Origin of the sequence: Pseudomonas sp. NPDC087626 (genome assembly GCF_044743405.1) — a bacterium.
Taxonomy (GTDB): Bacteria; Pseudomonadota; Gammaproteobacteria; order Pseudomonadales; family Pseudomonadaceae; genus Aquipseudomonas.
This window is the reverse complement of record NZ_JBIUWJ010000004.1, coordinates 115,186-136,166: the sequence shown is the minus strand read 5'-3', so window position 1 is coordinate 136,166 and position 20,981 is coordinate 115,186. Positions and strand designations below refer to the sequence as shown.

Here is a 20,981-nt window from a genome sequence, read left to right as displayed (position 1 = left end):
CAGCGGGTTGGGGCAAGTGCATTCGGGGAATGGTTTTGATGCAGTGACTGCAACAGCAAGGCTTGCCCGCGATGACATTCGCTTAGACCGCGACGTACTCCAGCGAACACACGTCCTCATCCCGCTCATCAATCGCCTTGATCTGTTCGATCATCGCCTCGGCCAGCGGCGATAGCCGATACCCCGCGCGGCTGACGATCCCATAGCGGGTGTACAGCTCCTCCAGGTCGTCGGCCAGGCCTTCGACTTTCAGGCACACCAGGTCGCCTTTGGCGTGATGCAGCGCATCGCTGTAGGCGCCGACAATCCCGATGGCATCCGAGCGCAGCACCACGCCCAGCAGGCTATAGCTGTTTTCGCATTCCACGTTGGGTGTGAAGTCCGGGCGGCCGCTGAGGTCGACGATGACCTTGCGCAGGTTCGGCGGGCGAATGGTCACCGCCATCGGGTAGCTCATCAACTGCGCCGCGCTGACCGAGGCAAGACCCGCCAACGGATGCCCGGCACGGCAGCAGAAATGCCATTTGCGCGGGCGCAGGCGTTGGGTCAGGTAGTCCGGGTTGGCTTCGAACTGGCGGGTGTCGGCGACGAAAAATTCGAACTCGTCGCTGAGCAGGCGTTTGCACAGGCTTTGCCAGTCGTCCACCTGGAACTGTACCCGCGCCTTGGGATAGCGCCCGATGAAGCTGCCGATGGCCCGGGGAATCAGGCCGGCCGCCGGGGCGGGGCCGCAACCGAAGCGCAGCTCTCCGGCTTCCAGGCCATTGAACTGACTGATCTCGTTGGCCATTTGCTGCGCACCGCTGACCAGTCGCCGCGCATGTTCGAGCAGCACCTGGCCCTGTTTGGTCGGCGCCAGGTCCTTGCGCCCGCGGTCCACTAATTGGCAGCCGACGCTGTGCTCCAGCGCCTGGATGCTGCGGCTGAACGCCGACTGCGACAGGTTCACCGCCTGGGCACCCGCGACGAAGCTGCGCTGATCGGCGAGGGCGATGAAGTGCCTGAGTTGGCGCAGATCGATATGCATTTTTCACATAAAAAATATCGGGGAAATGCATTGGATATGCATTAGGTCGACTCCTTATAAAGGCAATCTCTTATGCAGTAAATCTTTGTAAAAACATAAATAAATAACTTAAAAGAATATACAGGGTGTGTATTTCTTGACCAGGAGCCGTCCCATGCGTGCATCGAAACTCGCCTCACCCCTAGCGCCCCGACGGCTCAAACGCCTGCCGCTGGCCCTGTTACTGGCTGGCAGTGCGAGCTGGACCCAAGCCTATGCCGCCGACACCACCGGCGCTGAACCCGGCACGCCGGCAGCTACCGCCACGGGCAAGACCAAGGCCAGCGGCGGACAGTTGGAGACCGTGACCGTCACCGCGCGACGCCGTGAAGAAAGTGCGCAGGCCGTGCCGACCCCGATGAGTGTGATCGGTGGCCAGGCCCTGGAGAGCCAGCGGGTGTATCGCATCCAGGACCTGCAGCAACTGGTGCCCAGCGTCAACGTGGCCTACATGCATGCCCGCCAGTCCAGCGTGTCGATCCGTGGCCTGGGCAACAACCCGGCCAGCGACGGCCTGGAAGGCAGCGTCGGCCTGTACATCGATAACGTCTATCTGGGACGCCCGGGGATGGCGGTGTTCGACCTGATGGACATCGAGCAACTGGAGGTTCTGCGCGGGCCCCAGGGCACCTTGTTCGGCAAGAACACCACGGCCGGGGTGATCAATATCAGTACCCGGGCACCGAGCTTCACCCCGGAGCGCAGCATCGAAACCTCGGTCGGCGAAGACGGCTATTTCCAGACCAAGGGCACGATATCCGGGCCGCTCAACGACGAGCTGGCGGGGCGTTTTTCGGCCTATCGGACCCGCAGCGACGGCGACATCAAGAACGAGTACGACGGCCATGACTTGAACGGCGGTTCACGCGAGGGTTTTCGTGGGCAGCTGCTGTACAAGCCCAACGAGAGCTTCAACCTGCGCTGGATCGGCGACTACAACGAAGAAGACTCGAGTGCCGGCACCCGCGTGCTCTACAGCACCGGGCCGACCATCAATGGGGTCAATGTCTACCAGGCGCGCGCTGCGGCGGCGGGGGCGACGTTGGTCGACGGCAGCCATCGCAAGGTCAATCTGAACAACGACCAGCACGTCACAGTGTTTCAGGGTGGTACCTCCCTGGAGGCCAACTGGACCTTGCCGAACGACTTCACCCTGACCTCGATCAGTTCCTATCGCTGGTGGAATTTCACCCCGCGCAACGACGATGGCTTGAATGTCTCGGCCACCTACAACGCCGGCGTGTCGGTGGAAGACAAGCAGTACTCCCAGGAATTTCGCCTGGCGTCGCCCACCGGCGGCTTCTTTGACTACGTGCTCGGGGCCTACTACTTCGGTTCGAACCTGGATAACCGCTCCTTCGCCTACTACGGGCCCCAGGCGGATATCTGGAACGGTACGCCACGCGGGGCCCTGGCCAACGTGACGAGCCTTGGCGATGGCCATATCGAAACCAACAGCTTCGCGCTGTTCGCCCAAGGTACCTGGCACCTTACCGAGCGCCTGGACTTTACCGCTGGCCTGCGCGGTACCTACGAGGAGAAGAGCGCCTGGGTCAGTCGTGATGCGCCCCTTGGCGGCGCTGGCGTGACCGGCGCTGCGGCCAACGTGCGCAACGGTCGAACCGGGGCCTACGACTCCGGGGACCTGAACCAGTACAGCACCAGCCCGTCAGGCTTGCTCAACCTCAGCTATCGCTTTACCGATGACTTGCTGGGTTACGCCACGCTGTCCCACGGCGAGAAATCCGGTGGGGTCAACTTGACGGTAGGTTCGGCACCAGTGGCCGGCGCCGACTCCTTGCTGGTGGGGACCGAGCGCGCCAACAACGCCGAACTGGGCTTCAAGAGCACGCTCTGGGACCGCCGCCTGCAGCTTAACGCCAACCTGTTCTGGACCCAGGTCAACGGCTACCAGACCAACGCCTATGACGACGTCAATCGCGTGCAGTACCTGACCAACGCCGGTTCCGTGCGCTCGCGCGGCGTGGAAGTGGAGAGCACCCTGGTGCCGTTGCGCGGCCTGACTCTGAACCTCAACGGCTCGTACAACGACGTCAGTTACCTCTCCTACAAGGATGCCCCATGCCCGCCGGAAGTCAGCCTGGCACCGGGCGCGCCGGCGGCGTGTGACCTCAGCGGCCACCAGGTGGTCGGGGCTTCGAAGTGGATCGGCAACGCCAACGGTGAATACAAGTGGAACCTGGACAACGGCCTCGAGGAGTACGTCACCGCCAGCTATGCCTTCCGTTCCAAGGCGGTCGGTACGGTCGAGGATTCCGACTACGGGCAGATCCCCAGCTATGCCGTGGTCAACCTCTCCACCGGCTTTCGCGGCGACTTCCATGAGGGGCAGTGGGATGTCTCGCTGTGGCTGAAAAACGCCTTCGACAAGACCTACTACACCACCCTCTGGACCGGCGGCAACGGCGCCTACGAAGGCTTGCTCGGCACGCCGCGAACCCTGGGTGTCACCGGCCGCTACGACTTCTAACCCCCTTGAACAGGAGTTGCACCATGTTGCATACCAAGACCGCGCTGGCGGTGCTGCTGTCCAGCGCCGTGATGGCCTCGGCGGCACTCGCCGCACCGAGTGTCTACCCCACCGGCGTCACCCGTTACGACCCGGCCAAGGCGTACAACCAGTACGTGATTTTCAGCGGCGCGGACAAACAGACCCACCTGATCGATATGAATGGCAACGCCGTGAAAACCTGGCCACAGGCCGGTTTTCCTTCGGCGATCATCGACCCGCAACTGGTGGGCGGCGAGCGCGGACGAGTGTTGCTGCAACTCAGTGACAAAGACCCTGGCAAGCTCGGATCGGCAGGTAACGGCCTGGGCAACCAGAGCGTCGGCGAGCTGGACTGGAACGGCAAGGTGGTCTGGCAGTGGGGCGACCAGGCCCCCGGTGGCGCGGCGCAACAGCACCACGATCAACGACGGCTGAAAAATGGCAACACCCTGGTGCTGGCGAACAAGGTGCATGCAGTGCCGGGTTTCAAGGTGCCGGAGGTGATCGACGATGCGATCTATGAAGTCAGCCCTCAAGGTGAAGTGAAATGGCAGTGGCTGGCGTCTGAGCACCTCACCGAGTTTGGCTTCACACCCGCGCAATTGAAGTTGGTGCATGCCAGCAAGGACCCGGACTACCTGCACATCAACAACCTCAGTGTCGTGGGGCCAAACAAGTGGTTCGACGCCGGTGACAAACGTTTTGCACCGGACAATCTGCTGATCGACTCACGCAACGCCAACTTCATCGCGATCATCGACAAAAACAGCGGCAAGGTGGTCTGGCACCTGGGGCCGAACCTGCCGCCGATCAACCCGAAAACCGCCGGGCAGGTGCCGCGAGCCGTGGATCAATTCGTCGGCCAGCATGACGCCCATATCATTGGCCCCGGATTGCCGGGGGCGGGCAACCTGCTGGTGTTCGACAACCAGGGTACGGCGGGGTATCCCTCGGTGCCCCTGGGGCTGATCTCGGGCTCACGGGTGCTGGAAATCGATCCGCTCAGCCAACAGATCGTCTGGCAGTACAGCGCCGCCAATTCCAGGCAGCCGGGGTGGGCGTTCTACAGTTCGTTCATCAGCAGCGCGCGGCGCTTGCCCAACGGCAATACCTTGATCGACGAGGGCATGCACGGGCGCTTTTTCCAGGTCACCCAAGGCGGTGAGAACGTCTGGGAGTACGTCAGCCCTTACCTGGGCAAGGCGCCAGGCAGCGACGCGCTGAGCAACTGGGTGTACCGCGCATTGCCGGTGAGTTACGACTGGGTGCCGGTGGGCACGCCGCGTTCGGAAACGGCGGTGATTGTCCCGGCCCCGGCGGTCCAGCAGGCCAGCGCCAGTCGCTGAGCAGGGGCTGATGGAGCTGAGGATCGGCCGCAGGTTCAAGCCCAGCGCCACCAGCAAGGCCCAGCCGGCGAAGTGCTTGAGGCGTGATTCGGTTAGCGGGCCGGCGGGTGGGGTGTCATGCATGGCTCAAGTCCTGGCTGTTCACGAAGCGCCGGCATCGCGCAGCATTCTGGCGATGGTGCTCTGGCCGCGCTGTTCGGCATGCTGCAGCGGGCTGACGCCGTCGTGGTCGGGCAGGTTCAGGTCGGCGCCGGCGCTGATCAGTTGTGCGACGATCTGCTGGTGCGCCGGTCCGCCGTCGGCGAGCACGATCGCTTCCAGCAGGCAGGTCCAGCCCAGGCGGTTGACGTGGTTGAGGTCGACCCCGGCGGCGATCAACATTCGTACGGTGTCGACATGCCCACGCTCGCAGGCGGGGATCAGCGCTGTGCCGCCGTAGCGGTTGGTGCTTTTCAGGTCAGCGCCGTGGCTCAGGGTCAGGGCGAGGATTTGGTTGTGCCCGCTGGCGCCGGCCAGCAGATAAGGGCTGTCCTGGATCAGGTTCTGTTGATTGACGTCGGCCCCGGCCTCGATCAGCGCACGGGCGATCTCGACCCGGTTGTCGGCGGTGGCCAACAGCAGCGCACTGCTGCCATCGGCCCCCCGGACATTGACCTCGGCACCTTGCTTGAGCAGGGCGTGCACCTGTTGCAATTGTCCGGTGCGTACGGCGTTGAGCAGCGCGTCATCGCTGGCCATCAGCATTCCCCCCAACAGTAATCCGGCGGCCAGCAGGCCGTGTTTGAGCATCGAGCGCAGGGTCATGGGCAACCTCCAAGAGAGCGACTTAAGTATCGCTTCTTGGCGTCGGTTGTCACGGGACAGGCCCACCCAAGCGCTTTGCCCCTGACGTACGGCCCCTCGCTCAGGCTGCCGATGGGGCGGGTGAATCAAGATCAAGAGCCAAAGCACGGCAACCTGGAAGTCGGTCTGTTTTTTCCTCTGGTTCATCGGGAGCCGACTGAGCGCTGCCCTGTTCGCACACAAAATTGGTCGTATCTCGTCAGTTTTGCATGCCTTTGGCGAATATTTTCAATGCCTGCAAGGCATGGGGTTTTTGCGCCTCCTCTGTAGCCCTTGAGCCGTGCGGCTTTGCGCCTGGACGCGGTTTTTTATATTCCATACGGTTCTATGTGAAGCCTTAAAAATTACTTTAAGGGATAAGCCTCTGCCGCCAATCATTCACCTCCAGGCATTAGCGCGGGGGGAATCAGGCGCTGCTGTCGGGTTATTCGCAAAAGACCGTAGGGAGTCATTCAATGGGCAATGTCCAGACCGCCGCCAGTGCACATGAGGTGTTGTGGCGCCAGGCGCCAAGTGGTGAGTTGGTCGATCTCGGCCGGGCTTATCGCACGCCTCTGGGCCAGTTGCGGCTGCAAAAGACGCCCAAGAGCAGCTTGCGCCGTCGTGAGGCGATTGTGCTGGCGGTGCTGGCAGTGCTGGTGCATGGCGCAGTGATTTATTGGGTCAATCAACAACCCACGCCGGCGTTGCCGATCGTGCCGCCGGAAATTCCGCCGATGACCATCGAGTTCTCGCGTCCGGCGCCACCAGTGGTCGAACCGCCACCGCCACAACCGGCACCGCCGCCGGTTGTGGAGCCACCGCCACCGGTGGTGGATGAATTGGCGGTCAAGCCACCGCCAAAACCCAAGCCGATCCCCAAACCGGTGGTCAAGCAGGTGCCCAAGCCCGCGCCAAAAGCCGTGCAACAGCCGCCTGCGCCGCCGCAACCGGCAGCCCCGGTGGCGGCGCCAGCACCGCCTGCACCCCCGGCTCCTGCACCGGTGACTCCGGCCTCGGCCAACGCCGCGTACCTGAAGAACCCGGCACCGGAATATCCGTCGCTGGCCCAGCGTCGGGGTTGGGAGGGCACGGTGTTGTTGCGGGTGCACGTACTGGCCAGCGGTAAACCGGGGGAGATCCAGATCCAGAAAAGCAGTGGCCGCCAGCAGCTCGACGATGCGGCATTAAGTGCCGTGAAACGTTGGAGCTTTGTGCCGGCCAAGCAGGGTGATGTCGCCCAGGACGGCTGGGTCAGCGTGCCCATCGATTTCAAGATTCATTGAACCGCAACTTATTCGCGCTAAGTGTTTACACAGAGGGAACACATCATGACGTTACTGGCATCTCCACTCGAATCCATCGAAAGCGCGGTGATCTGGCTGCTGGTGGTCTTTTCCGTCGCCACCTGGGGCCTGGCGTTGCTCAAGGGTGTGCAGTTCGCGCGCCTGAAAGCCCAGGATCGCAAATTCCATAAACAGTTCTGGGCCGCCTCCAGTCTCGATTCGGCGGCTGAACTGAGCGAGACCCATCCCGGTGCTGCTGCCCGTGTGGCCCAGGCCGGTTACGCGGCGATCCAGGTCGGTGAAGCGCCGGCGGCGGACCTGAGCCAGGCGATCAATCACCAGGACCGCCTGGAGCGCGCCTTGCGCCAGCAAATCGTACGTGAACGGCGCTCGCTGGAAACCGGCCTGGCCGTGGTCGCGAGTATCGGCAGCACCTCGCCGTTCATCGGTCTGTTCGGCACTGTGTGGGGCATCATGGAGGCCTTGAAGGGCATCAGCGCCGCCGGCTCGGCAAGCTTGGAAACCGTGGCCGGACCGATTGGTGCCGCGTTGGTGGCGACGGGTGTGGGGATCGCGGTCGCCGTGCCAGCGGTGCTGGTCTACAACTATTTCCTGCGTCGCCTGAAGCTCACCGCCGCCGATCTGGATGACTTTGCCCACGACTTCTACAGCCTGGCGCAGAAGAGCTCGTTCCGCGTGCTGCTGCACCCGACGGCGCAAAAGAACACCGCCCAGAACGCTGTGCATAAAGTGAAGGAGGCGTCCTGATATGGCCTTCTCTACCCAAGACAGCGATGAGGTACTGAGTGAGATCAACGTCACGCCGCTGGTGGATGTGATGCTGGTGTTGCTGGTGGTGTTCATCGTCACTGCACCGCTGCTGACCAACGCGATTCCGATCAACCTGCCCAAGACCGAAGCGGTCGCCCCGGTGGAACAGAAAGATCCACTGGTGGTGAGCATCGACGGCGCCGGCAAGCTGTTCATCAACAAGGATGAAATCCAACCGGACTTGCTGGAGTTCAACCTGCAGGCGGCCAAGGCCAAGGACCCGGAGGTGCGCGTGCAGTTGCAGGCCGATGACGGTGTGAACTACGGCGAAGTGGCGCGCGCCATGGCGTCCATCGAACGGGCGGGTATTACCAAGCTTTCGGTGATTACTGCGCGCTAATCCATCACAGTTTTCCAGGGCCGTCTCCTTGGCAGGGTGCGGCCCTTTTTTTATTTATCGCAATCCCCCCGCTCGTCAGTGCTGGCTTGCCAGCGCACCTCACCCTCTCAAACTTTCATATTCTATTAGGGTATTAATAAATAGCTTCTTATTCCTTAACGAATATAAATCTCATCCCTATACTCGATCAGGAACAGACACGCACAGGAGAGCTCCCCATGCGCAACGAATCAATTCGCTACCTGATTGTGCCGGGCTGGCAGGGATCGCCAGACGATCATTGGCAGACCCACTGGCAGAACAGTCTGCCGAACAGCGCACGGGTCGAGCAGGCCGATTGGCTCACCCCTCGTCGTGAAGACTGGGTGGCCGCACTGGCCGAGGCCATTGCTGCCGACAGCACGCCGGTGATCCTCATCGCCCACAGCCTGGGTTGCATCACCGTTGCCCATTGGGCGGCCACTGCGCCCTTGCAGGCGCTGCGCCAGGTGCGCGGGGCCCTGCTGGTGGCGCCTGCCGATGTCGAGCGCCCGGCGTGCGTGCCGGCGTTGCGCAATTTCGCACCGATTCCCACGCACCTGCTGCCGTTTCCCAGCCAGGTCGTCAGCTCTGACAACGACGCTGCCGTGAGCGCCCCGCGCGCCCTCGAGCTGGCGCGCAACTGGGGCGCCGAGGCAGGCGTCCTGGCAGGTGCTGGACACATCAACGTGAAGTCCGGCCACCATCGTTGGGAACAGGGGTTCGCTTACCTGTATCGCCTGCAGAACCGCATGGAACACCACGCCCTGCGCCGCGCCTGATCGTCCATTTCAATTCAACGCCCCCGTCCGCCGGCGGTTTTGGGCGGGAGCCTGCCATGAGTTTGCATGAAACCTTCGGTCAGCCATTGCTGACCTTTCCCGACGCAGAAAAAAGCCCGCTGAGCATTCGTGCCAAGGCGCTGGTGTTCGTCGACCCACGTTCGCGCACCTTGCGCCAGGAGCTGGAGCAACTGGCACCGCGGGCGATTTCGGTGTTGATTCACGGCGAAACCGGCAGTGGTAAAGAATTGCTGGCACGCCACATTCACCGGGCCAGTGATCGCGGTGGCTTGTTCGTCTCGGTCAATTGCGGCGCCATCAGCCCGACCTATGCCGATGCCGAGCTGTTCGGTTATGCCGGCGGCAGTTTCAGTGGCTCGGCCAGCAGCCGTGCCGGCTGGTTTGGTTCGGCCAACGGCGGGACCCTGTACCTGGATGAGATCGGCGACTTGCCGCTGCCGATCCAGATCAAGTTGCTGGCGGCCCTGGAGAATCACGAAGTCACCCGGGTCGGCGCCCAGCAGCCGAGCCCGGTCGATGTGCGCCTGGTGGCCGCCACCAGCATCGACCTGGCGCAGGCCGTGGCGGCCGGTAAATTCCACGAACGGCTCTACCACTACCTCAGCGAAGGCCAGTTGCAATTGCCGGCGCTGCGCGAGCGGGTGGGTGACATTCAATCGCTGGCCGAATATTTCCTCGGCATCTACAGCCAGCGCCTGGGCTTGCCGGTGCCCTTTATCAGCGACGCGGCGCAGCAGGTGCTGGAGCAACACAGTTGGCCGGGCAACACCCGTGAGCTGGAGAACGTCATTCATTTTGCGTTGCTGGTCAGCAGTGGTGACGAGATTGCGCCGGAGCATTTGAACCTGCCAGCCACCGAGCAGCCGTTGCAGTTGATTGAGCGCTGGGTGGAGCAATGGGTCCGCAGTGGTAACCGTGAACCCCTGGACAGGCTGAAGCGGCTGTTGGCGCACGTGTAATTCGCGGTGCGTGACGGTTGCGGATTTGTTATTCGTTTATCGAATATAGACTTCGATAAAAAGTATTTTTACGGCATAAAAAATCCGGGTATTGTCCGCCTCACGCCAGCGATAGCACTTCACTGGCACCTCACTTTTAAGCCGTTGTCGACAACGACAAATAAGGACACTGCATGAAAAAGGTTCTGTTGTTTACCGCACTCGCGGCTGCCCTGACGGCTGGCCTGGCCCAGGCCGGCGAGAAACTGGTGGTCGCGGCCACTCCGGTACCGCACGCCGAGATTCTCGAGTTGATCAAGCCAACTCTCGCCAAAGAAGGCGTGGACCTGGAAATCAAAGTCTTCACCGATTACGTGCAACCGAACGTACAGGTCGATCAGAAGCGTCTGGACGCCAACTACTTCCAGACCCTGCCGTACCTGCAGAGCTTCAATGAAGGCAAAGGCACTAACCTGGTGACTGTGATCGGTGTGCACGTCGAACCTTTCGGCGGTTACTCGAAGAAAGTCAAAACCCTGGCTGAGCTCAAGGATGGCGCAACCATCGCCATCCCGAACGAGGGCAGCAACAGCGGTCGCGCCTTGATCCTGCTGCAGAAAGCCGGCCTGATCGAATTGAAAGATCCGAAAAACGCCCTGGCTACGCCAAAAGACATTGCCAAGAACCCGCACAACTTCAAGTTCAAGGAACTGGAATCGGCCATGCTCCCGCGCGTGCTGGATCAGGTCGACCTGGACATGATCAACACCAACTACGCGCTGGAAGCTGGCCTCAACCCAGCTAAAGACGCACTGGTGATCGAAGGCGCGGATTCGCCTTACGTGAACTTCCTGGTGGCTCGTCCAGACAACAAGGACAGCGTCGCGATCCAGAAACTGGCCAAGGCCTTGACCAGCCCTGAGGTGAAGGAATTCATCGCCAAGAAGTACAGCGGCGCGGTCCTGCCGGCGTTCTGATCACGCGATAAACCCCTTCAAGGTTTGAACGCCGACGGCTGCTGCAGCGTCGGCGTTTTTTTATGCCCGGGGGATTGATCCTGGCCACCTACGCCAATCCGGGGCATAGGTTTTTGCGTGATATCAATATGCTTTAACGGTATTTAAATCTTTCTTTTTATGCCTTTAAAGTCAGTGCCTGCCGAGCTGTTATCCACAGCCTTATGGACTGCACCACCGTCGTTTACCCAGCGACGTCCAGGACTCCCCATGACTTTTGACTACGCGTTTATCCTTGGCACCCTGCCGGCATTCCTGCGCGCCGTAGGCGTGACCCTGCAGGTGGGCTTGATCGCTATCGGCACCTCGTTGCTGGTGGCCGTGCTCAACGCCACTGTGCTGGTGCTGCGTACCCCCTACTTGCAGCGCCTGGTGGCGGTGTACGTCGAGCTGGCGCGCAATACCCCGCTGCTGATCCAACTGTTCTTCGTCTACTTCGCCTTGCCCGCGCTGGGGGTGAAGGTCTCCGGCTTTGCGGCAGCGATCATCACCATGACCTTCCTCGGTGGCGCGTACCTGACGGAAGTCCTGCGGGCTGGGGTCGAGGCGGTGCCGGCGGCGCAACTGGAATCGGGTCGCTCGATCGGCCTGTCCAACGGGCAATTGCTGCGCTACGTGATCCTGCCGCAAGCGGGGCTGCTCAGCCTGCCGTCGCTGTTTGCCAACTTCATCTTCCTGCTCAAGGAGACCACGGTGGTCTCGGCGGTGGCGGTGCCGGAAATTCTCTACACCACCAAGAGCTACATCGCGCTGTATTACAAAACCTACGAAATGCTCGCCGTGCTCACGCTGATCTGCGTGCTGTTGTTCTTGCCGCTGTCGCTGCTGCTCAGCCGCCTGGAAAGGAGGCTCCAGCATGGCCAGTTCGGGTCTTGAGTTGCTCTGGGTGTCTCTGCCGCAACTGGCCAGGGGCGCTGCGCAAACCCTGTCGATCTCTTTCCTGAGCATCGCCATCAGCACCTTGGGCGGGGTGCTCTACGGCGTGCTGTGCAACCTCCATGTGCAATGGCTGAAGGTGGTCTTGCGGGTGTACCTGGAGCTGTTCCGGGCGATCCCGGTGCTGGTCTGGCTGTACCTGCTGTTTTTTGGCCTGCCGATCTTTTTTGGCCTGAGCCTGCCCAGTTTCTGGTGCGCGGTGTTGGTGCTGTCGTTGTGGGGCGCCAGCGAAGTCGGCGAAGTGGTGCGCGGGGCGTTGCATTCCTTGCCACGTGGGCAGCGTGAGGCGGGCTTGTCGATTGGCCTGTCCGGCCCGCAACTGTTCGGTTATGTGCTGTTGCCCCAGGCGCTCAAGCGCATGACGCCACCGACCATCAACGTCTACACGCGAATCATCAAGACCAGTTCGCTGGCGGTGCTGATCGGCGTGGTGGATGTGATCAAGGTCGGGCAGCAGATCATCGAACGCACCTACGAGTCGGTGCTGATCTACGGCGCGTTGTTCCTGTTTTTCTTTTTTATCTGCTACCCGCTCTCGGCCGCCTCGCGTGTGCTGGAGCGGCGTTGGACGCAAGCATGAGCGCATTGATCGAGTTCAAGGGTTTCAACAAATTCTTCGCTGAGCAGCAGGTGCTCAAGGGCATCGACCTGAGTGTCGAGGCCGGTGAAGTGATTGTCATCCTTGGTCCCAGCGGCTGCGGCAAAAGTACCTTGCTGCGTTGCCTCAATGGCCTGGAAGTCGCTCATAGCGGAGAGTTGCTGTTTGCCGGGCGCCAGTTATTGGACAGCAACACCGACTGGCGCCAGGTGCGTCAGCAGATCGGCATGGTGTTCCAGAGCTACCACCTGTTCCCGCACATGAGCGTGCTGGACAACCTGCTGCTCGGCCCGCTCAAGGTGCAGAAGCGCGACCCCCGTGAAGCCCGTGAACAAGCCTTGGCCCTGCTCGAACGGGTAGGCCTGGCAGACAAGCGCGACGCCTTCGCCCGTCAGCTCTCCGGTGGCCAGCAGCAACGCATCGCGATTATTCGCTCACTGTGCATGAACCCTCAGGTGATGCTGTTCGATGAAGTGACCGCAGCCCTTGACCCGGAGATGGTCAAGGAGGTGCTGGAAGTGATCCAGGGCCTGGCGCGCGAGGGCATGACGCTGCTGATCGTGACTCACGAAATGGCCTTCGCCCGCGCGGTGGCCGACCGCATCGTGTTCATGGATGCCGGACGCATCCTGGAACAGAACCCACCCGAGATTTTCTTTACGAACCCGCAAACCGCACGCGCGCAGCAGTTCCTGGAGAAGTTCTCCTACGTCGAAGCTCTGCCGAAACAGGCAGCTGCGGCTCATTCGCAAAAAAAGGAACCGTTACCCTCATGAAAACTGCCAAGTCTTCCCTGCTGCTACTCCCCTTGTTCGGCCTTGCGCTGCTGGCCGGCTGCAACAAGACTGAAGAGCCGCCCAAGCCCAAAGTCGCCAGTGAAAGCACCGCGCCGGCCAGCTACCTGGAAAAAATCAAGGCACGGGACAAGCTGATTGTCGGCGTCTTCACCGACAAGCCACCGTTCGGTTTTGTCGATGAGGCGGGGCGCTACGTCGGGTTTGATACCGACATCGGCCGGCAATTCGCCAAGGACCTGCTGGGCGACGAGAACAAGGTCGAGTTTGTCGCCGTGGAGCCGGCCAGCCGGATCCCGTTTCTGCAAAGCGACAAGGTCGACCTGATCCTGGCCAACATGACCGTGACCCCCGAGCGCAAGGAAGCGGTTGAGTTCACCAACCCGAACCTCAAGGTGGCGGTGCAGGCGCTGGTGCCCCAGGCCAGTGACGTGAAGAGCCTGCAAGACCTGGCCAGCCGCACGACCATCGTCACCACCGGCACCACCGCCGATATCTGGCTGACCAAGAACCACCCGGACTGGAAACTGCTCAAGTTCGAGAAAAACTCCGAGTCTCTGCAAGCCCTGGCCAACGGTCGTGGCGACGCTTATGCCCAGGACAATCTGGTGCTGTTCAGCTGGGCCAAGCAGAACCCGGGCTACCGCGTACTCGACGAAACCCTGGGGGCCGAAGCACCGATTGCCCCGGCTGTGAAGAAGGGCAACATCGAGCTGCGTGACTGGGTCAATGCCGAGCTGGCGAAGCTGGGTGAAGAAAAGTACCTGCTCAAGCTCTATGACCAATATGTGCGCAAAGAGCTCAGCGACGACACCAAGCCTGAAAGCGTGATTGTCGAAGGCGGCAAGTGGCAGGGCTGAATTCTTCAGCGCTGCAGTGATCCTTGGGAGCGCTTCGCTGGTGGGTCAGCGAAGCGGTTTTTCGAGTGGCTCAATCCGGCCAGTTCCACGCCGGTTCATCGAGCATGCCCTGGCCGACCATTTCGCTCTGGCCGAAATTTTTCTCAAGCACAATGGCGTTGCACTCAGGGTCTTGTTGCAGCGCAGCAATTAAGCGGCTGGCGTGGGACACCACCCACAGCTGGCTCGCATGTGAGGCGCGGATGATCAACCGCGCAAGTGCCGGCAGCAGGTCCGGGTGCAAGCTGGTTTCCGGCTCGTTGAGCACCATCAGCGTCGGTGGTCGTGGCGTCAGCAGCGCCGCGATCAGCAGCAGGTAGCGCAAGGTGCCGTCCGACAATTCGGCGGCGGACAGCGGGCGCAACAAACCTTCCTGATAGAACTCGATGGCAAACCGCCCGCCCTGCACCGGGGCGATGTTCAGGCGCGCACCCGGGAAGGCGTCGCCGATGGCGGTTTGCAGGGCCTGCGGATCGCCGATTTCGCGGATGGTCTGCAGGGCTGCCGCCAGGTCTCGGCCATCGTGATGCAGCACCGGAGTGCGTGTTCCCAACTGCACCTGGCGCGCGGGTGCTTCGGCGTCCGTGCGAAAGTGATCATAAAAACGCCAGCCTCGAATCTGTTCGCGCAGCAGCAACACCTCGGGAGAGGAGCGCAGGTTGCCGACCTGGTCGAACAAGCTGTCGAAGGTCGGCGTGTGCTGGGCCAGCACCTCCCAGGTGGACCCTTCGCGGGCGCGGATCATCGGGCCGGCGCGATTGACCAGCAGGCTGGCAGGGCGATACAGGGCTCCAGCCCAAATGCACTCGCGCTTGATTTCCGGGTCCAGGGAAAAATACGACACCTCCTCTGGCAGCGGCATAGGCAGCCCCAGGGCGATCGCATAACTGAAGTCGTCACCACTGAAACCCAGGCGCAGGCGCATAGGTCCTTGGCGTTGCGACGCCTGGATTGGCACTTCCCCGTTGCGCATGCGCCGGCTGATGTTCTCCGGGCCGGCCCAGAAGGTTGAATCCAGCCCGCCTTCGCGCGCCAGCGCGTTGACCACGCCACCCTGGGCGGTCTCGGCCAGCAGGCGCAGGGCGCGGTAAAGGTTGGATTTGCCGCTGCCATTGGGGCCGGTAATCAGATTCAGCCGTGCCAGCGGGATCACCAGTTTGTTGATCGAGCGGTAGTTGGCCACGGCGAGGGTCTTGAGCATCCGCAAACTCCTTTGTAGCGAGGACTTGTCCGGGTTGTGACAGATCCGACACGAAACCATCCACACAGTGTGTCAGGATATTAGCCATTTAGCGCCCCACGCTGTGGCGCAGCGGATTGAATCCCGCCGATTTCAAGCTGTCCATGGAAGCGGCGCAAATTGATTTGCGCCACTGGATGCGTCGTTGCCACCCTGATCTAAGCTCTTGAGTCGTACGCCGCACATTCGCCCGCAACACGCAAAGGAGCCTGCATGGCTGGTCCTGGATTGAAAATTATTGTTGGCCTGAGTGTGTTTGGGCTACTGACCGCCTGCGGCGACAAGCCAGCGGTCGAGAAGGAACGCCCCAGGGTGTTCGTGCAAGAGGTCAAGCTGGCAGATTACGCCGCTTCCGTGACCCTGACCGGGGACGTGCAGGCACGGGTCCAGACCGATCTGTCATTTCGGGTTGGGGGCAAGATCATCCAGCGCACGGTGGATGTCGGTGACCGGGTGACGGCCAAGCAGGTGCTCGCCCGGCTCGACCCCAAGGACCTGCAGACCAATGTCGACTCGGCCCAGGCCCAGGTGGTCGCCGAACAGGCGCGGGTCAAGCAGACCGCTGCGGCATTTGTGCGCCAGCAAAAACTCCTGCCCAAGGCCTACACCAGCCAAAGTGAATATGATTCGGCCCAGGCCGCGCTGCGCAGCAGCCAGAGCGCATTGGCCGCGGCGCAGGCGCAGTTGGCCAACGCCCGTGAGCAACTGAGCTACACCGCGCTGATTGCCGACGCACCGGGGATCATCACCGCACGCCAGGCCGAAGTCGGCCAGGTGGTGCAGGCCACGGTGCCGATTTTCAGCCTGGCCCGCGACGGCGAGCGGGATGCGGTGTTCAACATCTACGAATCGCTGCTGACTGAACCGCCGGAAGACAAAACGGTGGAGGTCAGCCTGCTCGACAATCCGAAGATCAAGACCACCGGTACGGTGCGCGAAATCACCCCGGCGGTGTCGGCGCAAACCGGTACGGTGCAGGTCAAGGTCACCCTCAGTGAGTTGCCCGAAGGCATGCGCCTGGGCTCGGTGGTCAGTGCCACGGCCAATGTGCCGGGCAAGTCGGCGGTCGAACTGCCGTGGTCGGCATTGACCAAGAACCTCAGCGATCCGGCCGTATGGTTGGTCGACAGCCAGGGCAAGGCCCAGCTCAAGACCGTCACGGTCGGTCGCTACCTTTCCGGCAAGGTGATCATCAGCGACGGCCTGAGCGACGGCGAGAAAGTCGTCACCGCCGGCGGCCAGTTGTTGCACCCCGATGTGCGGGTGGAAATCGTTACCCCCTCCGCAAGCGCACCGCAATTGCCAGGAGTCCAGCCATGACGCGCCTGGTGATGTTGCTGGGGGCCGGCCTGCTGCTGGCCGCCTGTTCCGATAAAGAGCCGCCGCCTGAGCCGGTGCGCCCGGTGCTGTCGATCGAAGTGCGCGCCTATGACCAGGAAAACCTCGGGCGTTTTGCCGGGAGTATCCAGGCGCGGTATGAAAGCAATACCGGGTTCCGGGTACCAGGGCGCATTGCCAGCCGCAACGTCGATGTCGGCAGCGAAGTGGCGAAGGGCGCCTTGCTCGCGACCCTCGACCCCACCGATCAACAGAACCAGTTGCGCGCCAGCCAGGGCGACCTGGCGAAGATCGAGGCGCAATTGATCAACGCCCAGGCCAATGCACGGCGCCAGCAGGAGCTGTTCAACCGTGGCGTGGGGGCGCAAGCCCAACTGGACTTGGCCCAGACCGACTTGAAAACCACCCAGGCGTCACTCGACCAGGCTCGGGCCGCCGTCAGGCAGTCCCAGGACCAGTTGGCCTACACCGAGTTGCGCACCGACCATGCCGCAGTCGTCACGGCCTGGAACGCCGAGGCTGGACAGGTCGTGACCGCCGGCCAGCAGGTGGTGACGCTGGCCCGGCCGGATATCAAGGAAGCGGTGATCGACCTGCCTGCAGACCTTGCCGAGCAGTTGCCTGCCGATGTGGTGTTTGTGGTGGCGGCGCAACTGGATCCGTCGACCCATACCACGGCGATCATTCGCGAAATCGAACCCCAGGCACAAAGCGCGACCCGCACCCGTCGCGCGCGCCTGACCCTGGCCGAGACGCCAGTGGGCTTGCGCCTGGGCACGGCCATCAGTGTCACCCTCAGCTCGGCCATCAAGCCGCGCATCGAGTTGCCACTCACCACCGTGCAGGACGTCGACGGCAAATCGCGGATCTGGGTGATCGACCCGCAGAACCAGACCGTTTCCCCACGGGACGTCAGCTTGCTCAGCCGTGGTGCCGACAGTGTGATCCTGGGAGGCGGGGTGAAGAATGGCGAGCGTGTGGTCAGTGCCGGTGTGAACAGCCTCAAACCGGGGCAAAAAGTCAGAATTGATGAGGAAAGCCCGCGATGAAAGGGAGTTTCAACTTATCCGAATGGGCCCTCAAGCATCAGTCGTTTGTCTGGTACCTGATGTTCGTCGCCTTATTGATGGGGGTGTTTTCCTACCTCAACCTGGGCCGCGAGGAAGATCCCTCGTTCACCATCAAGACCATGGTCATCCAGACCCGCTGGCCGGGTGCGACCCAGGAGGAAACCCTCAAGCAGGTGACTGATCGCATCGAGAAAAAACTCGAAGAGCTCGACTCGCTCGACTACGTGAAAAGCTACACCCGTCCGGGTGAGTCCACGGTCTATGTGTACCTGCACGACACCACCAGCGCCAAGGACATTCCGGAAATCTGGTACCAGGTACGGAAGAAAATCGGCGATATCCACGGCAGCTTCCCGCGGGGCATCCAGGGCCCCTCGTTCAACGATGAGTTCGGTGATGTGTTCGGCTCGGTGTTCGCCTTCACCGCCGATGGCCTGTCGATGCGCCAGTTGCGCGACTACGTCGAGCAGGCCCGCGCGGAGATTCGTGATGTGCCGGGGCTGGGCAAGATCGAGATGGTCGGCCAGCAGGACGAAGTCATCTACCTGAATTTCTCCACCCGCAAACTGGCGGCGTTGGGCATCGACCAGGCGCAAGTGGTGCAGAGCCTGCAGACCCAGAACGCGGTGACTCCGGCCGGGGTGATCGAGGCAGGACCGGAGCGAATATCCGTGCGGACCTCGGGGCAGTTCGCCTCGGAGAAAGACCTGGCGACGGTCAACCTGCGTCTCAACGATCGTTTCTACCGCCTGGCCGACATCGCCGAGATTACCCGTGGCTACGTCGACCCGGCCGCGCCGATGTTCCGTTTCAACGGCCAGCCCGCCATTGGCCTGGCCGTGGCGATGCAGAAGGGTGGCAACATCCAGGAGTTCGGCAAGGCGCTGCACCAGCGCATGGACGAACTCACCGCCGACCTGCCCGTGGGCATCGGTGTGCACAAGGTTTCCGATCAGGCCGAAGTGGTAGAGGAGGCCGTCGGTGGCTTTACCAGTGCGCTGTTCGAGGCAGTGATCATCGTTCTGGTGGTCAGCTTCATCAGCCTGGGAGTGCGCGCGGGGCTGGTGGTGGCCTGCTCGATTCCGTTGGTGCTGGCGATGGTCTTTGTGTTCATGGAGTACAGCGGCATCACCATGCAGCGGATCTCCCTCGGCGCGTTGATCATCGCCCTGGGCCTGCTGGTGGACGATGCAATGATCACGGTGGAGATGATGGTCACGCGCCTGGAAATGGGCGAGACCAAGGAGCAGGCGGCCACGTTCGCCTATACCTCGACCGCGTTCCCGATGCTCACCGGGACCCTGGTGACCGTCGCCGGTTTTGTGCCGATCGGCCTCAACGGCAGCTCCGCCGGGGAATACACCTTCACCCTGTTCGCCGTGATCGCGGTGGCGATGCTCGTCTCCTGGATTGTCGCGGTGCTGTTTGCCCCGGTGATTGGCGTGCACATCCTCAGCAGCAAGGTGAAGCCGCATTCCACCGAGCCTGGGCGTGTTGGCCGGGCCTTCAACGGTGGCCTGCTGTGGTGCATGCGCAATCGCTGGTGGGCCATCGGCATCACGGTGCTGTGCTTCGTGCTGGCGGTGTTCTCCATGCGTTTTGTGCAGAACCAGTTCTTCCCGTCATCGGATCGCCCAGAGATCCTGGTCGACCTCAACCTGCCACAGAACGCCTCGCTGGATGAAACCCGCAAGGTGGTCGACCGTCTCGAAGCCACCCTCAAGGGCGACCCTGACATCGTGCGCTGGAGCACTTACATCGGCCAGGGCGCGATTCGTTTCTACCTGCCACTGGACCAGCAACTGCAGAACCCGTACTACGCCCAGTTAGTGATCGTCAGCAAGGACTTCGAAGCGCGCACGGCCCTCAGCCAGCGCCTGCGTGAGCGTCTGCGCGAGGACTTCGTGGGTGTCGGCAGTTATGTGCAGGCGCTGGAGATGGGCCCGCCCGTGGGCAGGCCGATCCAGTACCGGGTCAGCGGCAAGGACATCGATCAGGTGCGCAAACACGCGATTGACCTGGCCAGCGAGCTGGACAAGAGCCCGCATATCGGCGAGATCATTTTCGACTGGAACGAGCCGGGCAAGGTCCTGCGCATCGACATTGCCCAGGACAAGGCGCGGCAACTCGGGCTGTCGTCCGAGGACGTGGCGAGCCTGATGAACAGCATTGTCAGTGGCTCGACGGTGACCCAGGTCGACGATGACATCTACCTGATCAACGTCGTCGGTCGCGCCGTGGATGCCGAGCGGGGCTCGCCGAAGACCCTGCAGAACCTGCAGATCCTCACCCCGAGCGGAACCTCGATCCCGCTGCTGGCCTTTGCCACCGTGCGCTACGAACTCGAGCAACCTTTGGTGTGGCGTCGCGATCGCAAGCCGACTATCACCATCAAGGCGGCGGTGCGCGATGAGATCCAGCCAACGGATCTGGTCAAGCTGCTGAAGCCGGACATCGAGAAGTTCGCCGCAGCGTTGCCGGTAGGCTACAAGGTTGCCACGGGCGGTACGGTGGAGGAGAGCGGCAAGGCCCAGGGGCCGATTGCCAAGGTTGTGCCACTGATGCTGTTCCTGATGGCGACGTTCCTGATGATCCAGTTGCACAGTGTGCAGAAGTTGTTCCTGGTGGCGAGCGTCGCGCCGCTGGGCCTGATAGGGGTAGTGTTGGCGCTGATCCCGACGGGTACGCCCATGGGCTTTGTGGCGATCCTGGGGATCCTGGCGCTGATCGGCATCATCATTCGCAACTCGGTGATCCTGGTGACCCAGATCGACTCGTTCGAGCGCGACGGTTGTTCCCCCTGGGATGCAGTGGTGCAAGCCACCGAGCACCGCCGCCGACCGATCCTGCTGACGGCGGCCGCCGCGAGCCTGGGCATGATCCCGATTGCCCGGGAAGTGTTCTGGGGACCGATGGCCTACGCCATGATCGGCGGGATCATCGTCGCCACCCTGCTCACGCTGCTGTTCCTGCCGGCGCTGTATGTGGCCTGGTACAAGATCAAGGAGCCGACTAAAGAGGCGGTATAAAGGCGAGCGCCATGCGCTCATCGCGAGCAGACGGAGCGCCGCCCGACTCGCTCCCACAGTGGTTTGGGTGCTTGCAGATATTGCATACACCCACGCAGG

At 62.1% G+C, this 20,981-nt stretch carries 18 protein-coding genes; 15 read left to right on the top strand and 3 right to left on the bottom strand.

Annotated elements, in window-relative coordinates:
• Positions 1–82 precede the first annotated feature (82 nt).
• Positions 83–1,027 carry a LysR family transcriptional regulator gene (locus ACIOVD_RS05360; RefSeq protein ID WP_095170648.1) on the bottom strand — a complete coding sequence of 315 codons (945 nt, stop codon included), beginning with the start codon at positions 1,025–1,027 and terminating at the stop codon, positions 83–85.
• A 154-nt stretch (positions 1,028–1,181) separates the two neighbouring features.
• Between ACIOVD_RS05360 and ACIOVD_RS05355 the strand changes: the two genes are divergently transcribed.
• Positions 1,182–3,557 (top strand): TonB-dependent receptor, encoded by a 2,376-nt coding sequence (locus tag ACIOVD_RS05355; protein WP_401126499.1) that lies wholly within the window; start codon positions 1,182–1,184, stop codon positions 3,555–3,557.
• Positions 3,558–3,580: 23 nt separating this feature from the next.
• Complete coding sequence (locus ACIOVD_RS05350; protein ID WP_401126497.1) at positions 3,581–4,924, top strand: aryl-sulfate sulfotransferase; 1,344 nt, start codon at positions 3,581–3,583, stop codon at positions 4,922–4,924.
• Between the two features lie 141 nt (positions 4,925–5,065).
• On the opposite strand, the gene ACIOVD_RS05345 is transcribed toward ACIOVD_RS05350, so the two are convergent.
• A complete protein-coding gene (locus ACIOVD_RS05345; RefSeq protein WP_401126495.1) occupies positions 5,066–5,728 on the bottom strand; it encodes an ankyrin repeat domain-containing protein in 663 nt (220 codons plus the stop codon).
• Between the two features lie 494 nt (positions 5,729–6,222).
• On the opposite strand from ACIOVD_RS05345, the gene ACIOVD_RS05340 reads away from it, so the two are divergent.
• The 10 genes from ACIOVD_RS05340 to ACIOVD_RS05295 all read left to right on the top strand — a co-directional run bounded on the left by ACIOVD_RS05340 (position 6,223) and on the right by ACIOVD_RS05295 (position 14,166).
• Positions 6,223–7,032: an energy transducer TonB gene (locus ACIOVD_RS05340; protein WP_095170642.1), complete on the top strand. Its 810-nt coding sequence runs from the start codon at positions 6,223–6,225 to the stop codon at positions 7,030–7,032.
• 45 nt (positions 7,033–7,077) lie between these two features.
• On the top strand, positions 7,078–7,800 hold the full coding sequence (locus ACIOVD_RS05335) for a MotA/TolQ/ExbB proton channel family protein (RefSeq protein WP_095170640.1): 723 nt from the start codon (positions 7,078–7,080) through the stop codon (positions 7,798–7,800).
• A 1-nt stretch (position 7,801) separates the two neighbouring features.
• On the top strand, positions 7,802–8,203 hold the full coding sequence (locus tag ACIOVD_RS05330; protein ID WP_034148436.1) for a biopolymer transporter ExbD: 402 nt from the start codon (positions 7,802–7,804) through the stop codon (positions 8,201–8,203).
• A 218-nt stretch (positions 8,204–8,421) separates the two neighbouring features.
• Positions 8,422–9,003 (top strand): alpha/beta hydrolase, encoded by a 582-nt coding sequence (locus ACIOVD_RS05325; RefSeq protein WP_095170639.1) that lies wholly within the window; start codon positions 8,422–8,424, stop codon positions 9,001–9,003.
• Positions 9,004–9,059: 56 nt separating this feature from the next.
• Complete coding sequence (locus ACIOVD_RS05320; protein WP_159993108.1) at positions 9,060–9,983, top strand: sigma 54-interacting transcriptional regulator; 924 nt, start codon at positions 9,060–9,062, stop codon at positions 9,981–9,983.
• A 173-nt stretch (positions 9,984–10,156) separates the two neighbouring features.
• Positions 10,157–10,939 (top strand): MetQ/NlpA family ABC transporter substrate-binding protein, encoded by a 783-nt coding sequence (locus tag ACIOVD_RS05315; protein ID WP_095170635.1) that lies wholly within the window; start codon positions 10,157–10,159, stop codon positions 10,937–10,939.
• 249 nt (positions 10,940–11,188) lie between these two features.
• The gene (locus ACIOVD_RS05310) at positions 11,189–11,854 is read left to right on the top strand and encodes an amino acid ABC transporter permease (protein WP_095170633.1); all 666 of its coding nucleotides are present in this window, start codon (positions 11,189–11,191) and stop codon (positions 11,852–11,854) included.
• Positions 11,835–12,494, top strand: coding sequence for an amino acid ABC transporter permease (locus ACIOVD_RS05305; protein ID WP_095170631.1), 660 nt, complete (start codon positions 11,835–11,837; stop codon positions 12,492–12,494). The genes ACIOVD_RS05310 and ACIOVD_RS05305 overlap by 20 nt, the downstream gene beginning before the upstream one ends.
• Positions 12,491–13,288, top strand: coding sequence for an amino acid ABC transporter ATP-binding protein (locus tag ACIOVD_RS05300; RefSeq protein ID WP_095170629.1), 798 nt, complete (start codon positions 12,491–12,493; stop codon positions 13,286–13,288). Before ACIOVD_RS05305 ends, ACIOVD_RS05300 begins: the two co-directional genes overlap by 4 nt.
• Positions 13,285–14,166 (top strand): transporter substrate-binding domain-containing protein, encoded by an 882-nt coding sequence (locus ACIOVD_RS05295; protein WP_159993112.1) that lies wholly within the window; start codon positions 13,285–13,287, stop codon positions 14,164–14,166. Before ACIOVD_RS05300 ends, ACIOVD_RS05295 begins: the two co-directional genes overlap by 4 nt.
• A gap of 70 nt (positions 14,167–14,236) precedes the next feature.
• Here the strand turns inward: ACIOVD_RS05295 and ACIOVD_RS05290 are convergent, their stop codons facing one another.
• Positions 14,237–15,406, bottom strand: coding sequence for an AAA family ATPase (locus ACIOVD_RS05290; RefSeq protein ID WP_401126489.1), 1,170 nt, complete (start codon positions 15,404–15,406; stop codon positions 14,237–14,239).
• A 252-nt stretch (positions 15,407–15,658) separates the two neighbouring features.
• Here ACIOVD_RS05290 and ACIOVD_RS05285 point away from each other — a divergent pair, with 252 nt between their 5' ends.
• The 3 genes from ACIOVD_RS05285 to ACIOVD_RS05275 are packed head-to-tail and all read left to right on the top strand — an operon-like array spanning position 15,659 to position 20,882.
• Positions 15,659–16,765 carry an efflux RND transporter periplasmic adaptor subunit gene (locus ACIOVD_RS05285; RefSeq protein WP_095170623.1) on the top strand — a complete coding sequence of 369 codons (1,107 nt, stop codon included), beginning with the start codon at positions 15,659–15,661 and terminating at the stop codon, positions 16,763–16,765.
• Complete coding sequence (locus ACIOVD_RS05280; RefSeq protein WP_401126486.1) at positions 16,762–17,832, top strand: efflux RND transporter periplasmic adaptor subunit; 1,071 nt, start codon at positions 16,762–16,764, stop codon at positions 17,830–17,832. The genes ACIOVD_RS05285 and ACIOVD_RS05280 overlap by 4 nt, the downstream gene beginning before the upstream one ends.
• Positions 17,829–20,882: an efflux RND transporter permease subunit gene (locus tag ACIOVD_RS05275; protein WP_095170619.1), complete on the top strand. Its 3,054-nt coding sequence runs from the start codon at positions 17,829–17,831 to the stop codon at positions 20,880–20,882. The genes ACIOVD_RS05280 and ACIOVD_RS05275 overlap by 4 nt, the downstream gene beginning before the upstream one ends.
• The last annotated feature ends 99 nt before the right edge of the window (positions 20,883–20,981 follow it).